The sequence below is a fragment of the Lactobacillus sp. M44 genome, from assembly GCF_058130005.1.
Genome location: NZ_CM176707.1, coordinates 1,203,823 through 1,218,367 on the forward strand (window position 1 = coordinate 1,203,823; position 14,545 = coordinate 1,218,367).

13 protein-coding genes are annotated in these 14,545 nt (G+C 30.7%); 2 read left to right on the forward strand and 11 right to left on the reverse strand.

What is annotated here, in order from left to right:
- The first annotated feature begins 137 nt into the window (after window positions 1–137).
- Window positions 138–785: a PAQR family membrane homeostasis protein TrhA gene (gene trhA / locus AC38BG_RS05790; RefSeq protein ID WP_489937849.1), complete on the forward strand. Its 648-nt coding sequence runs from the start codon at window positions 138–140 to the stop codon at window positions 783–785.
- Between the two features lie 21 nt (window positions 786–806).
- Here trhA and AC38BG_RS05795 read toward each other — a convergent pair whose 3' ends face one another.
- Window positions 807–1,994: a CCA tRNA nucleotidyltransferase gene (locus AC38BG_RS05795; protein ID WP_489936917.1), complete on the reverse strand. Its 1,188-nt coding sequence runs from the start codon at window positions 1,992–1,994 to the stop codon at window positions 807–809.
- 67 nt (window positions 1,995–2,061) lie between these two features.
- On the opposite strand from AC38BG_RS05795, the gene AC38BG_RS05800 reads away from it, so the two are divergent.
- Window positions 2,062–2,946, forward strand: a complete 885-nt coding sequence (locus tag AC38BG_RS05800) for a YitT family protein (RefSeq protein ID WP_489936918.1) — start codon at window positions 2,062–2,064, stop codon at window positions 2,944–2,946.
- A 60-nt stretch (window positions 2,947–3,006) separates the two neighbouring features.
- On the opposite strand, the gene AC38BG_RS05805 is transcribed toward AC38BG_RS05800, so the two are convergent.
- The 10 genes from AC38BG_RS05805 to AC38BG_RS05850 form a co-directional block, all read right to left on the reverse strand.
- Window positions 3,007–4,380, reverse strand: a complete 1,374-nt coding sequence (locus AC38BG_RS05805; protein WP_489936919.1) for a DUF2252 domain-containing protein — start codon at window positions 4,378–4,380, stop codon at window positions 3,007–3,009.
- 9 nt (window positions 4,381–4,389) lie between these two features.
- Complete coding sequence (locus AC38BG_RS05810) at window positions 4,390–6,549, reverse strand: RNA degradosome polyphosphate kinase (protein ID WP_489936920.1); 2,160 nt, start codon at window positions 6,547–6,549, stop codon at window positions 4,390–4,392.
- Window positions 6,542–8,053: an exopolyphosphatase gene (locus AC38BG_RS05815; protein ID WP_489936921.1), complete on the reverse strand. Its 1,512-nt coding sequence runs from the start codon at window positions 8,051–8,053 to the stop codon at window positions 6,542–6,544. Before AC38BG_RS05815 ends, AC38BG_RS05810 begins: the two co-directional genes overlap by 8 nt.
- 119 nt (window positions 8,054–8,172) lie before the next feature.
- Window positions 8,173–9,429, reverse strand: coding sequence for a tetratricopeptide repeat protein (locus tag AC38BG_RS05820; RefSeq protein ID WP_489936922.1), 1,257 nt, complete (start codon window positions 9,427–9,429; stop codon window positions 8,173–8,175).
- An 85-nt stretch (window positions 9,430–9,514) separates the two neighbouring features.
- Window positions 9,515–9,790: an HU family DNA-binding protein gene (locus AC38BG_RS05825; RefSeq protein ID WP_489936923.1), complete on the reverse strand. Its 276-nt coding sequence runs from the start codon at window positions 9,788–9,790 to the stop codon at window positions 9,515–9,517.
- A 167-nt stretch (window positions 9,791–9,957) separates the two neighbouring features.
- Window positions 9,958–11,268, reverse strand: coding sequence for a ribosome biogenesis GTPase Der (gene der / locus AC38BG_RS05830; RefSeq protein ID WP_489936924.1), 1,311 nt, complete (start codon window positions 11,266–11,268; stop codon window positions 9,958–9,960).
- A 71-nt stretch (window positions 11,269–11,339) separates the two neighbouring features.
- The gene (rpsA, locus tag AC38BG_RS05835) at window positions 11,340–12,539 is read right to left on the reverse strand and encodes a 30S ribosomal protein S1 (protein ID WP_489936925.1); all 1,200 of its coding nucleotides are present in this window, start codon (window positions 12,537–12,539) and stop codon (window positions 11,340–11,342) included.
- 62 nt (window positions 12,540–12,601) lie between these two features.
- A complete protein-coding gene (gene cmk, locus AC38BG_RS05840; protein ID WP_489936926.1) occupies window positions 12,602–13,267 on the reverse strand; it encodes a (d)CMP kinase in 666 nt (221 codons plus the stop codon).
- 50 nt (window positions 13,268–13,317) lie between these two features.
- Window positions 13,318–13,800: a LysM peptidoglycan-binding domain-containing protein gene (locus tag AC38BG_RS05845; protein WP_489936927.1), complete on the reverse strand. Its 483-nt coding sequence runs from the start codon at window positions 13,798–13,800 to the stop codon at window positions 13,318–13,320.
- A 93-nt stretch (window positions 13,801–13,893) separates the two neighbouring features.
- Window positions 13,894–14,469: an ECF transporter S component gene (locus AC38BG_RS05850; RefSeq protein WP_489936928.1), complete on the reverse strand. Its 576-nt coding sequence runs from the start codon at window positions 14,467–14,469 to the stop codon at window positions 13,894–13,896.
- Between the last annotated feature and the right edge of the window lie 76 nt (window positions 14,470–14,545).

Consider the following 14,545-nt stretch of genomic DNA (forward strand, 5'->3'; position numbering starts at 1 on the left):
AAGTTAACGCCTTCCATTCTATGGCATATGTTTATTATGTTAAAATAAAAGCCATACAGTTATAATTCAGTATATCAAAAATTTGTTAGAAAGAAAGATCTTTACATGGAGGATTTGATTTGCACCTAAAAAAACTTATGCAACCAATGCAAAATCGCTCTAAAACTTATCATATACTTGATAATATTTTTAGTGCGATAACTCATGGAATTGGATTTGGGCTTTCAGTAGCTGGGCTAGTTATATTAATTGTAAAAGCTGCACAAACGCATAATCCATTGAGAATAACCACTTTTACTATCTATGGTTCTAGTTTAGTACTATTATATTTATTTTCCACGTTATATCACAGTTTAGTGTTTACTAAAGCAAAAAGAGTTTTTCAGATTTTTGACCACTCATCTATTTTTATTTTAATCGCAGGCTCTTACACTCCATATTCTTTAGTTGCAATTGGCGGAATTGCTGGTTGGGTGATGTTTGGAGTCATTTGGACAATCACAATAATTGGAATTTTATATTATATATTAAATAAAGGCAACCATATCATTTTTGATACAATTTTATATGTTGTAATGGGATGGATGGTTTTATTATCTGGAACCCAATTATATACCAGATTAGGCAATACAGGATTTTGGCTATTAGTTTTTGGAGGAGTGGCTTATACAGCAGGTGCTTTATTATACACATTACGAGGCATTCCATATATTCATGTTATCTGGCATTTATTTGTAATGCTTGGATCAATATTAATGTATTTTTCCGTATTACTTTATGTTTAAAGGGCGTTTAAACGTCTTTTTTTATTGCAAAAATTTATCAATATCATCTTCAGTGTTTTTAATTTCACCAGATACTACAGCTTGCAAAACTTGGTTTAATTTTTCTCCTATCTGAGGTCCCTTAGCGATTCCTTTTGCGATTAAATTTTGCCCATTAATAGCTAATTCATGATTACTTTTTATAGGAAGTGCTTGATATCTATCAACCATAGGCTCTGAACTAATCGGTTGACCTAAGGTATGTGCCACATCAATTGTAGAAATTATAGTTTTCAATCCAGCTTGATATAATTCAAAATCACTTGGTGTTTTTTCAGAAATCAAATCAAAAAATTCAATAATTTCTTCTACTTCTCGTGTCATCGCATTAGAATTTTTCCAAGCACGCATAAATTGATGAATTTGCGCATTTGGCAATTTTAATAGGATAATAATCACTGCCCAAATACTAGATTCACTTGTAGGAATAAAGTTAAGATCAGGAAAAACTGCCAATTGTGCTTTTTTACCTTTAAAATAAGGTACTTCTTCACTTAATTTGGTTGATAAAAATAATGAAAATGCTTTTTTGGCATCTTTTCCCATCATCATTTTTAAAAATTCTTCACGAATTCTTTCAACAGAAATTTTTGAAAGTAATTCATGATGATCTGAAATTGCCTTTTGCGTATTATGTTCTAATTTAAATTCTAATTGACTCATAAAGCGCAATGCTCGCATCATCCGCAATGCATCTTCATTAAATCGTTGTTCAGCATCCCCAACAGCTCTAATTAAATGATTATGTAAATCTTCAATTCCATTAAATAAATCAACGATATCTCCATTACTATCCATTGCTAGAGCATTAATAGTAAAATCTCTTCTTTTTAAATCTTCATTTAAATTTTGAACAAATTCCACATGATCAGGTCGCCGATAATCTTGATACCCAGATTCGGTTCTAAAAGTGGTTATTTCATAACTACTATCATGATATAAAACAGTTACCGTTCCATGTTTAATTCCAGTATCTATTGATTTATTGAATAATCTTTTTACTTCTTCAGGATACGCACTAGTTGCAATATCAATATCATGAATATGTCTTTTTAATAGTAAATCCCGCACACTTCCACCAACAAAATAGGCTTCATATCCAGCTGAATTTAACATATTCAATATTGGCAATGCCTCTTTAAAAACCGTAGGTAAATCAGAAATTTCCATTAGAACCTCATTTCTTATTAATTCTTTGATAAAATAATTATGTATATTTCAACTAAGGAGGTTAAAAATGAAAAAACATCAAAAACAATTCTTAATTGAACTTTTTATGATTGCACTAGGATGTGCGCTCTATGCCTTAGGTATTGATGCCATCAGCATACCTAATAAATTAGCTGATGGTGGGTTAACAGGTATCACTTTGATTTTACATTACTGGTGGCGCATTAACCCAGGGCTCAGTACTTTAGTGTTAAATATACCATTAATTTTAATAGGTTACCGCTATTTAGGCAAAAAACTCTTACTTGAAACTATTTGGGGAACTTTATGTCTATCATTTTTCTTATGGATCTGGCGATATGTTCCTATTATATATCAATTAAATTTAGAACATGATCTGTTAATTTCTGCAATTTTAGTTGGATTATTATCAGGTCTTGGATTAGGATTGGTATTTAAATATAATGGAACTAGTGGAGGAACTGATATTATTGCACGAATTTTCCAAATGCAATATGGTGTACCATCTGGAAAAACTATATTAATTTTAGATACTATAGTATTAACCGCTTCATTATCATATTTAGATATTAAACATATGATGTATACTTTGATTGCTAGTTTTATTTTGTCACAAGTCATGGATTCAGTTCAACAAGGTGCTTATAGAGCTGTTGGAATATTAATTATTTCAGATAAATATAAAGAAATTGGCAATTTGATCGATTTAAAATTAGAACGTGGATATACTTTAATTGATGCAACAGGTGGATATCAGCAAGCTGATAAATATATTATTTATTGCATTGTTTCTCCAAGAGAAGTCACCAGTGTTAAAAGACTTACTTTAAATGAAGATCCTAAAGCATTCATGTCAATTTTTAATGTTCATGAAGCTTTAGGGGAAGGATTCTCATATAAACGCAAGCGAAAAACTATTTTTAGAAAATGAGTATAACAAAAAAGCTATTAGCCTCAGTTATCTGTACAAATACTAAAGCTAATAGCCTTTTTATTTACCATTAATTAAATAATTTTGGAAAGTATCATAATCTTTATGGACTTGCTTACTATAAGCCCATGACCAATCACTCAGTCCTGCATCTAAATCTTTTTGACCTTTTAAATATCCATAAATCATTGGCGCTGTAGGTGTACGATAATGTGCCATTGATAGCATAAAACTACACATTTGAGAATATACATTAAAACTTTCCTTATCTAATTTAGTAGCATCAATAGAATCTTTCATATCACGGAATTGTCTAATATAATAGCTTCTACTGCCAAATTGCATACTACCTAAAAAGACATCTGAATATGTTTGTAAAACTCTTTGGGCAGTAATTATACGATCTCCTTCATCAAAACTCTGCTCATTTGCTTGACGTACAGTTAAAGATGACATATTAAATCTCAATGGCAATGCTTCTTTGATTTGCAATACTAAATGACTACCATCTTTACCTTCTAATAAAACTAAATAACATCTTGTCCCAAAGCTTCCAACTCCAACACTGTAGCGCATAATATCACATACTTTGAAGTTAATCAAAAATACTTTTACAGAATCTCTGCTAGCAGCTTGATATTGTCGAAATGCTTTTTTAATAGTTTCAAATAGTTCAGGTGAAACCCTTCTAGCTCGTGGAGGATTTTCTTTAAAAATCAACTTTCCGGAAGCATCAGTTGTAGTAAATTTTTTGACAACTTTATCGGAATTATTATTAGGTGCTCTTTTTATTATTTTGTCTAATACATGAGTCATTTGTGAATCATCTTTTGCAAAGGCCATTAAGTCAAGTATTGTATATGATAAATAAAATCGTTGAACTAAAGAAATTCCATTGGCATGTTTAATACCATGTCGATACATCCTAATCGTTGACTTCAATGTATCAGTTATATCTGATGAAGAATATCCATTAACTTCACCAGTTAAAATAATGCTAACTAATAATCGTTTTAAATCACTTTCCCAATTACCAACACGAGCTTCATCGAAATCATTTAAGCCAAACAATAACTGTCTTTCAGGAGAAGCATAAAAACCAAAATTATTTAAATGTGCATCCCCACAAATAATTGTTGGAATATGACTTTGATTCTGCTTTTTTAAATCTAATTCCATTAATCCTGCAGTACCTCTAAAAAAGGTAAAAGGATTTTGCATCATTCTTTGATGTCTTAATGGTAATAATTCAGGGATCATTTTATCTTCAGTAGCTTTGATTAAACTAACAATATCTCTATGGACTGGAATATATGTGGACAATTGTTGGGTGGTAACTTTTTGTTGCTTTTGTTCGCCAACTTTTATCAATTGATCTTTCGTTTCATTAATGAATACTTTTTCAATTTTGAAATCTTCCAAATCTTTTTCCATTTTATTAGCCTATTCTTCATCTAAATTAAGATCATCATCATGCTTTTTCATTGGAGTAAATGTTTCTTTATCCAATTCTAACTTTTGGTTATGAAACTCTCTAAGCTGCTTTTGCTTAGTTTCAGTTTCTTCAACAAAATATTTTTGTGCATTAAATGGTTCTTTGCCTCGTCTATCTATAAAACTATAAATATCATTGTTTAATATTCTAGTCTTAATATTATCTTGCCACAATTTATCAAAAATTTTAATTGTTCTGTCTTTTAAATCTTCTTGTTCAATTGGGAATAATGTTTCAACTCTTCTATCCAAGTTGCGTTTCATCATATCTGCACTGGCTAAATATATTTCACTACTTCCATCATTATAAAAGTAATAAATTCTACTGTGTTCCAAAAATCTTCCTACTATTGAATGCACTGTAATATTATCACTAATGCCTGGTAGATCAGTTCTCAAACAGCAAATACCACGAACTAATAAATGGATTATTACTCCAGCTTTTGATGCTTCATATAATTTTGCAATAATATCAGGATCAGACAGTGAATTCATCTTCATATGAGTTTCAGCGTGGCGACCTGTTTTTGCAATAGCAATTTCTTGATCCAATTTTTGATTAATAAATTCACGAATATATTTAGGTGAAATTCTTAACTTTCTGAAAAATGGTGGTTTAGAATATCCAGAGAGCATATTAAAGATATTAGTCACATCTAATCCCATATCTCGATCGCATGTAAATAAGCCCATATCTGTATAAAAATGCGCTGTCACGTCGTTATAATTACCCGTTCCCATATGCAAGTAACGTCTAATTCCATCTTCATCACGTCTGATGACCATAGTTAATTTAGTATGGGTCTTTAACCCTTTTAATCCATAAATTACATGACAACCCATCTGCTCTAGAGTCTTTGCCCAGTGAACATTATTTTCTTCATCAAATCTTGCTTTAACTTCAACTAAAACAGTAACTTGTTTTCCATCTTGTGCAGCATTCCCCAAATATTTAATAATTGGAGAGTTACCAGAAACTCGATATAAAGTCATTTTTATTGCTAAAACTTTTGGATCAATAGAAGCTTTTTTAATAAAGTTTAGTACTGCGTTAAATGTATCATAAGGATGATGAACTAAATAATCTTTTTTTCTGATTGCACTAAAAATATCACTATCAATTTCTAAAGCTGGATCAAGATAACCTTTAAATGGTTGATAGCGCAAATCATTATGTCCAGAAACATACCCAGGTATTTTTTTCAAAAATGTTAAATCAATTGGACCACTAATTAAATAAATAGCTTCTTTTTCAACATTTAAGTTTTTTACTAAATGCTTTAACAACTTATCACTAATATTGCTTTCAACTTCTAGCCTTACAACATGTCCATGTTCTCGATCTTTCAGCTGCTTTTGTACACTCTTTAAAAAATCTGATGCATCTTTTTCTGAAACATCCAAATCCATATCACGAGTTACTCTAAATGTTGAAACCTCATCAACTTTATATCCATCAAATAAATTACCAATATATTCTTTGATAATATTTTCAAGTAAAATGAATCCATTATCTACTCCAGGTAATTTTACTAAACGATTAAACACATTTGGTACACGGACTGTTGCATATTCATGATCACCTTTTTCAATATCTTTTAGTCTAATCGCAAGATTCAATGAATCATTTGAAATAAATGGAAATGGTCTAACAGTATCATCAGCCATTGGAGTTAACACTGGAAATAATTCGTCATTGAAATAACGTCTAACAAAATCTTGCTGATCTTGTGATAAATCTCTAATCCCTAAAATAAGAATATTATTTTTTTCAAGTAAAGGCATTAATGATCTGGTATAAGTAGAATAGCGCTTTTCCACAGCCTTATGTTCTTTTTTATTAATTGCTTTTAATTGCTTTTCAGGTGTCATTCCAGAAGCATCTGTTGAGGTAATATGAGCAGCAACTAATTTATGCAAAGATGCAACGCGCACCATAAAAAATTCATCTACATTACTTTGTGTTATTCCTAAAAAATTAATTCTTTCAAGTAATGGATTATCAGTACTTCTTGCTTCTTGCAATACACGATCATTAAATTCCATCCAACTCAATTCACGATTCATAAAATAGTCTGTTTTTTTGAATTCTTTAAGTTGCTTACTCATTAATTTTACCTCTTTTTTGTACAAACTTTACCTTCATACCAAATACTTTTTCAAATAATCGTATATTTTGTTTGAATGCCCACCTCTCTAATGTAATATCACCGTTGGTAAATGCTTTTACTACCATTATATTTTCTTTAATCGAAACAACAATTTGCTTGATTTTTTGCTTATGTGATGCATCTAAAGCTTCTGAAAGTCTTAAAATTGAGGCTATTTTTGCAATATTTAATTGCATTTCAGGATTATAGTGACTCAACTGACTTTGCATATCATCATCTAGATTATAACCCGATATTTGGGCAATCATCTCATTTTCTTGATCAGATAATCCAATTATTTTTTTAGCATCTAAAATATATGAGGAGTGCTTATATTGATTATCAGGACTGATGAAATTTCCAACTTCATTAACTACCGAAGTAACTTCTAATAATTTACGATCTGCAATATTTAATAAATTCAACCTTTTCATTCGATCAAATATATGTAAGGCAAAATCTTTAACTGCATTAGCATGTTTTAAATCAACTAAATATCTACGAGCCATATTTTGAACAGATGTCATAACAACTTGATCAAAATTTGCCTTTTGTCCTTTAGTTTGAAACTTTTCTTGCACTAATAATCCTGTAATTACTGATCGGTTAGTTAAATGAATTTCATTGGGATCAAGTAATTGTAACATTTGCTTGATGAATACTATATTTGGCAGTACATGTGCTAATTCTGATTGTTCTACATGAAGTTCATCTACAAAAAAATCATTTGACATATTTAAAGCTTGTTTAAAAAAATCATAAAATTGCTTTTTAGTTATTTGAACAGGCTTATCATCACTTGCCTCAAAACGATTATTCAATGCAGGAGCATGTTGAATAATAAGTGTCGCGTGGTCAGATTTTACAAATTGTCTTTTTAAATACTGTAATTTTGCACCAATATAATCTGACATAACATCAACAGAATTACCTGCAGTTTCACTAGTTAACTTATTTATTTCTTGTAATTCTTTAGGTCCTAATGCAAATGACCAAGTCCACATGAATTTACCCTTATTAAATAATGATAAATTCATCATAGCTGATCCTAAACTTAAAAGATAAGTATATGAATTTTCAATTATTTGTTTATGTTTATTTAAACTAAACATCCCAGCTAAAACTTTGTTATAAATAACCTGACTACTATTTAGCCAGGTTAATTTAAAGCCAGTTCTAACTTTTATCTGGTCTTCTACGAATCTAGCTAAATCTGAATCTAACAATTGCCTATTTGCATAAAACTTATAATTTTTTATTTTGTATTCTGCTAGCTTGATCTTAAATCCATCTAAAGCAGAACATATTTTAGTAAGAGATTCTTCATAAACAGCAAATTTGCTATCAGATTGAATAAAAGATGGAGAATCTAACTTTTCAACAACATTTAAATTTTTTAAATTAACAATGTCTAATTGTATTTTGTAAGAAGACATGTAAATTAGTCCGAATAACTTTTTCATATCTACACCTATTTTGAATTGATTTATCTTGTTTTATTTTACTATTTTTATCACAAAAAATAACATCATTTAAAAAAAACTGTCAAAAAAAGTCGAACAAATTGTTCGACTTCATATCATTATTTTTCTTCTAGTTGCTCTAATAATTCTTGCACTTGATAATCGTCTGGAACTAATTTCAAATAGTGCTTTACAAGTTCTTTTAAAGTTGTATTTTCACCAATAGTTTGGAAAAGCTCAATCATTTGATGGATAAATTCGGGATTATTTTGAAAAGCTGGATAAGCAAGTAAATATTCACTACGTGCTTTATCATATTGCTCCAAGCCTTGATATGAAATTGCTAAATTCCAATGATCTTGCGGTTCTAAGTTATCATCATCGACATTTTTAAATAAATTGATATTTTTTTGATACTGATGTTCATGAATATACAAATTCGATAATTGCAATCGCAAATTACCATTATCTGGGTTGATCTCTAATCCTTTAGCAAGTAATTCCTGAGCCGTATCTAATCGATCAACTTTGGTTGCTTGTAAAGCTCCAATTGAATATAAGGTCTCATCATATTGATTATATAATAAGCCTGTCTGTGCGATATCTAATGCATTTTCAGGATCATTATCTTGCTGATAAGCTTGTGCTAATACTGTATAGGCATTTACGTAATCTGGACTTTGATCTAATACTTCTTTTAAAAATTTAATTGCACCAGTGTAATCTTTTACAGCATATAAGATTAATCCAGCTTGATATTGTGCATCAATATCAAGTAATGCAGATTCATGTTCTTTAATTATTTGACTTGCTTGTTCATATTGACCTAACTTAGCTAAAGTAGTTAAAAGTCTTTCATACAAATTTACTTCGCCAAAAGTTTTTTGACGGTTAAGTAAATCTTGATATAATGCAAGTGCACCATTATAGTTTCCACTCAAATAGTCAAGTTCAGCCAAGCCAAATTTAATTGCATCTTCTTGTGGTGCTAATTTAAGTGCTTGAGTTAATTTGTTTTTAGCGGTTTCAATTAATCCATTTGTCTGGTAATAATCAGCTTGGGTAAGCAAACTTTCAACATATGCATCACTACTTGGCTTAATATCATATAATAAAGTCAATCCATCATCATCATTACCATCATTCAATAAGATTTCAGCCAGATATACTTTAAATAAATCTTCCTTAGGAAATTGAGCTATTAAGTATCTATAAACTTGCTTGGCTAAATCTGTAAAGCCCATATCAGTTAAATTGTCTGCCAAAGAAGCTAATATTTCAGGCTGATCATGATCCAAAGCTTTATTTAATAATTCTTGATTTTGAGAAAAATCGTGTCTTTCAATGGTATCTAATAATTGATCAGAATAATTCATTCTAATACCCCTTCTTTCAGTTAAAACAATATCAAAAAAAGACATCAGTTCAAAGTCTGATGTCTTTTTTAAAACTAAGAAGCTATTATTTAACAGCATCCTTAAGGGCTTTACCTGGTTTAAATGCAGGTACCTTGCTTGCTGGGATTTGGATTTCTGCACCAGTTTGTGGGTTACGTCCTTTACGAGCAGCACGATCACGTACTTCAAAAGTACCAAAGCCGATTAATTGAACCTTATCGCCCTTAGCAAGATTTTCTTGGATTGAGCTAAAGATTGCATCAACTGCTTCTGCAGATTCTTTTTTATTTAAATCTGTTTTTGAAGCAACTTCTGAAACTAATTCTGCTTTATTTGCCATAGTATTTTCACCTCCTGATTTTGAACCCGAAAGTTCAAAGCCTTACTCCTTTAAAAAAGAAAGAAGAAATAATGATCAAAGATCAATCATTGTTCCCTGAATTAAAAAATAGCACAAAAACCCCATTACGACAAGGTTTTTTCTAAAAAAAGTGGACTTTTTTATTATTATTTTCGTTTTCTAGGTAAAATTTTTATTGGTGTACCTTCAAAATCAAAATTTGATCTTAATTGATTAATTAAAAACCTTTGATATGAAAAATGCATTAGTTCGGGGTCATTGACAAATACTACAAAGGTAGGAGGATTAGTACTTACTTGTGTCATATAATACACTCTCAATCTTTTACCTTTAATTAAAGGCGATGGAACTAATTTAGATGCATCAAGAAGCATTTCATTTAAAACACTAGATTGAATTCGTTGATTTTGATTTTTATATACTTTTTTTACTAATTTAGGTATTTCTACCAAATTTTGATGAGTTTTTGCGGATACAAAAATTATTGGTGCATAATCAAGATACTGAAACTCTTCTCTAATTACTGCAGTAAAGTCTTTAGCAGAATTACTTGTCTTTTTAGGAACATCCCATTTATTAACTACGATAATTATGCCTCTACCAGCGTCGTGGGCATAACCTGCAACATGCTTATCTTGTTCTCTAATACCAGTACTTGCATCTAATACTAATAGAACTACATCTGATCGATCAACCGCACTCAAAGCTCTTAAAACAGAATATTTTTCAGTTTTTTCGTATACTTTACCACGTTTTCTAATACCAGCTGTATCAATTAATTTAAATTTAGTCCCATCTTCATCAACAAATGGAGTATCGATTGCATCTCTAGTAGTTCCTTCTTCGTTAGCTACAATTACTCGATCTTCACCTAATAAACTATTGATGATGGACGATTTTCCAACATTAGGACGTCCAATAACACTAAATGAAATAACATCTTTTTCCTTTGTATCACTTTCTGCTGGAAAATCAGAAACTATTTCATCAAGTAAATCACCTATTCCAGTACCATGACTGCTTGAAATTGGAATTGGGGTTCCTAATCCTAAACTATAAAAATCATAAATATCTGCTCGTTGTTCAGGATTATCAGCTTTATTTGCCGCAAGAATAACTGGTTTATCACTTCTATATAATAACTTTGCAATTCTTTCGTCTAAATCTGTTATATGCTGAACTGCACTAACAACAAACACAATAACATCTGCTTGAGTAATTGCGATATCTGCTTGGGCACGGATTTCTTCTTCTATTTTTCCGCCTTCCCAAGTGATTCCACCAGTATCAATAACATTAAATTCATGTCCTAACCATTGTGCTTTAGCGTAATTTCTATCTCTAGTAACTCCAGGCTTATCTTCAACAATTGCTAACCTTTTATTAATAATTCGGTTAAATAGCGTTGATTTACCAACATTAGGTTGTCCCACAATCGCAACAGTAGGAATTGCCATATAAATTCACCCTCCTTGAAAAATATAAAAAAAGCCGACTAAAGTCGACTCTTTTATAACCTTAATATGACTTATTTGCGGTCTTTAAGTTGATCACCAATAATATCACCAAGTGCAAATCCATTATCATTATCGTTCATGTATTGATTTGATACATTATCACGACGTGATTGACGACGTTGGTGTCCAGATTCATTTGATGAAGGTTGTGCTTGCTTAATTGAAAGAGAGATTCTTCTATCATCAGGATCAATACTCAAAATTTTAACCTTAACCTTTTCGCCAACCTTTAAAACATCACTTGGTTTATCGATGTGCTTATTAGCAATTTCTGAAACGTGTACTAATCCTTGAATTCCATTTGCAATTTCAACAAATGCACCAAAAGTAGTTAATGATTTAACTTCACCTTCAATAACATCACCAGGATTCAATTCAGAAGTAGCTTGTTCAAATGGTGATAATTCAGTTTGTTTGATAGATAGGGAGATGCGATGTCTTTCATCGTCAATGCCGATTACTTTAACTTTCACAGTTTCGCCAACTTTTAAAACATCACTTGGTTTATCAATGTGCTTATATGAAATTTCTGAAATATGAACTAATCCATCAACACCACCAACATCAATAAATGCACCAAAGTTAGTTAAACGAGAAACAGTACCTTCAACAATGTCACCAACAACAAGTTGTGATGCTACGCTTTCAAAAGCTTCTTCACGTTCTTCTTCAATTAATTCTTTATGTGATAAGATCAAACGATTCTTATTAGGATCAATTTCTGTAATCTTAACTTTAATTTGTTTACCAATATATGGTTTCAAATCTGAAACATAATGATTTGAAATTAATGAAGCAGGTAAAAATCCTCTTGTACCAACATCTACTAATAAACCGCCACGTACAGAACTTGTAACTGTACCTTCGATTGCCTTGCCTTCTTCGAAGTCTTTTTGAAGCTTGTCATAAGCTTCTCTTTCCTTCAAGCGAGTAACTGATAAGAAGAATTCACCATTTTCTTTATCGCCACCAGCTCTTCTTAAAACTAAAGCTTTAAATGTGTCGCCTGGTTTTACTAATTCGCGTAAATCTGCGTTACGATCAGTTGTAAATTCTCTGCGAGTAATTACGCCTTCTACACCGGCATTTTGGACACCTACAGTGATTTGACCGTCTTCAACATCTAAGACTTCAACGTTAACGATGTTGCCAACTTCAACTCCCTGCATTTCCTTTAAAGCATTTAAAAATTGATTACTATTATCTGACATATATACCTCCAATATCAAGTTCCATTTTAAAGGAAAGTAAAAGATTTTTCTACCTTTTAGGTCTAATTTCTTGATTTTTTTAAAACAATTTTTTGAATTGCGTCTACAACTTGGTCAACAGTCATATTTGTTGTATCCAATTCAACTGCATCACTAGCTTTTTTTAATGGTGAATTTATGCGATGGGAATCTTTATAATCACGTTTAGCAATATCTGATTCAATTTCTGATAAGTCTTGGTGTATCCCTTTTTCTTCATAATCGTGATACCTTCTTATAGCTCTTGAATGTACACTTGCAACCAAAAAAATTTTTACTTGTGCATTTGGCAATACTACTGTACCAATATCTCTTCCATCCATAATTACATTATTTTTACCTGCCATTTTTCTTTGCAATTCAACCATAGCAGTTCTTATTTTAGGTAGTGCAGAAACTTGTGATACATTTGAGGTAATATCAGGGGTTCTTATTTCTAGTGATACATCTTTACCATTAATAAAGACTTTTTGATCACCACCAACAATCTTGAATTCAATGTTAGCTTGCTTGACTTGTTTTAGAATTTTTCCTTGATCCTCATAATTAATATGGTGCTGACGTGCTATCAATGTGCATGCTCGATACATTGCACCAGTGTCTATATAAACATATGATAATTTTTTAGCTAAAATTTTTGCTACAGTACTTTTTCCAGCTGATGCTGGTCCATCAATTGCTATTTGCATGATTAACAATAAAAAAGAGACATAAGTCTCTTTTATTTCCTTTCAATTTATTATTTTAATTTGATAACTTGACCAGCAGCTAAACTTTTAGGATCTGAAATCCCATTTAGTTGCATTAGTTGTTCAACAGTCATATTATTTTGAGCGGCTATAGTTGATAAAGAATCTCCTGCCTTAACAGTATATGTATTTGCTTTATTGACATTATTGGCTGGTTTTTTTTCATTTTTTTGATTAACCACTGGTTTTTGTGAAGAAATGCTACTTTTAGTTGTTGGCTTTGAACTTGACTTTTTCTTATAAGGTAATGCATTACCTGCGCTTGTTGAAACAGTTGTACTAGTTTTTGCTTGTTCTTGATTTGCATTTTTTGAAGCAATTGTATGCACTATAGGCACTAGTGCAATTACAATAATAACTAAAATAAGTACAATGATGCCCCATCTAGTAGGTTTCTTATACTCTTTAACTCTTGACTCATTGGGTCGTTTATAATGCTTATATGGACCTTTATTTTGTGGTGAATTATCCATTTCAACTCCTCCTCATATTCATTGTTTCATTTTAGCATAATTACACATGATTTTGTGGCAAAAAATAAACCTAGTCTAAACTAGGTTCAATTATTAAAATCTTTTTTCTACAAATTTTTTTAATGGAGGAATCACACTCTTATATACAATAAATATAACTATGCTATTGATTAATCCTTTAATTAAATTAAAAGGAATCACACCCCACAAAATATATGATGCTGGAAATTTAAAATTAGCCAAGGCACTATAAATTGGCATTAAAAACCATAAATTAGCAATTATCATAATTACAACTAATGACAATATTGCTAAGATTGCTCCCATAATCTTCTTTGATAAACTATTTGTGTATTTTTTAGTTGTGTAATAAATTGGCATTATAAATGCAACTGTTGCCAAAAATGCAGCAGTCTGACTTATTAATGAAATTGGATTTGCTCCACTAATTATAAAACTCAATAAGCTACGAATCAGAGCAATTATAATGCCAGCTAATGGACCAAATACAAAAGTACCAATTGCGACAATAACATCAGAAAAATCCATTTTTAAAAAAGGAAATAATGGAATTAAAGGAAATTCTAATCTCATCACAACAAATGCAATTACTCCTATCATTGTCCAAGCAACAGCATTTTTAAAAGATAATCCAACTTTTTTATTCATAATAAAAGCCCTTTCTTGAATAAATAAAAGTCTGTTGCTTCAGCAACAGACTTTTAAAAGTTTGATTATCGTTTTA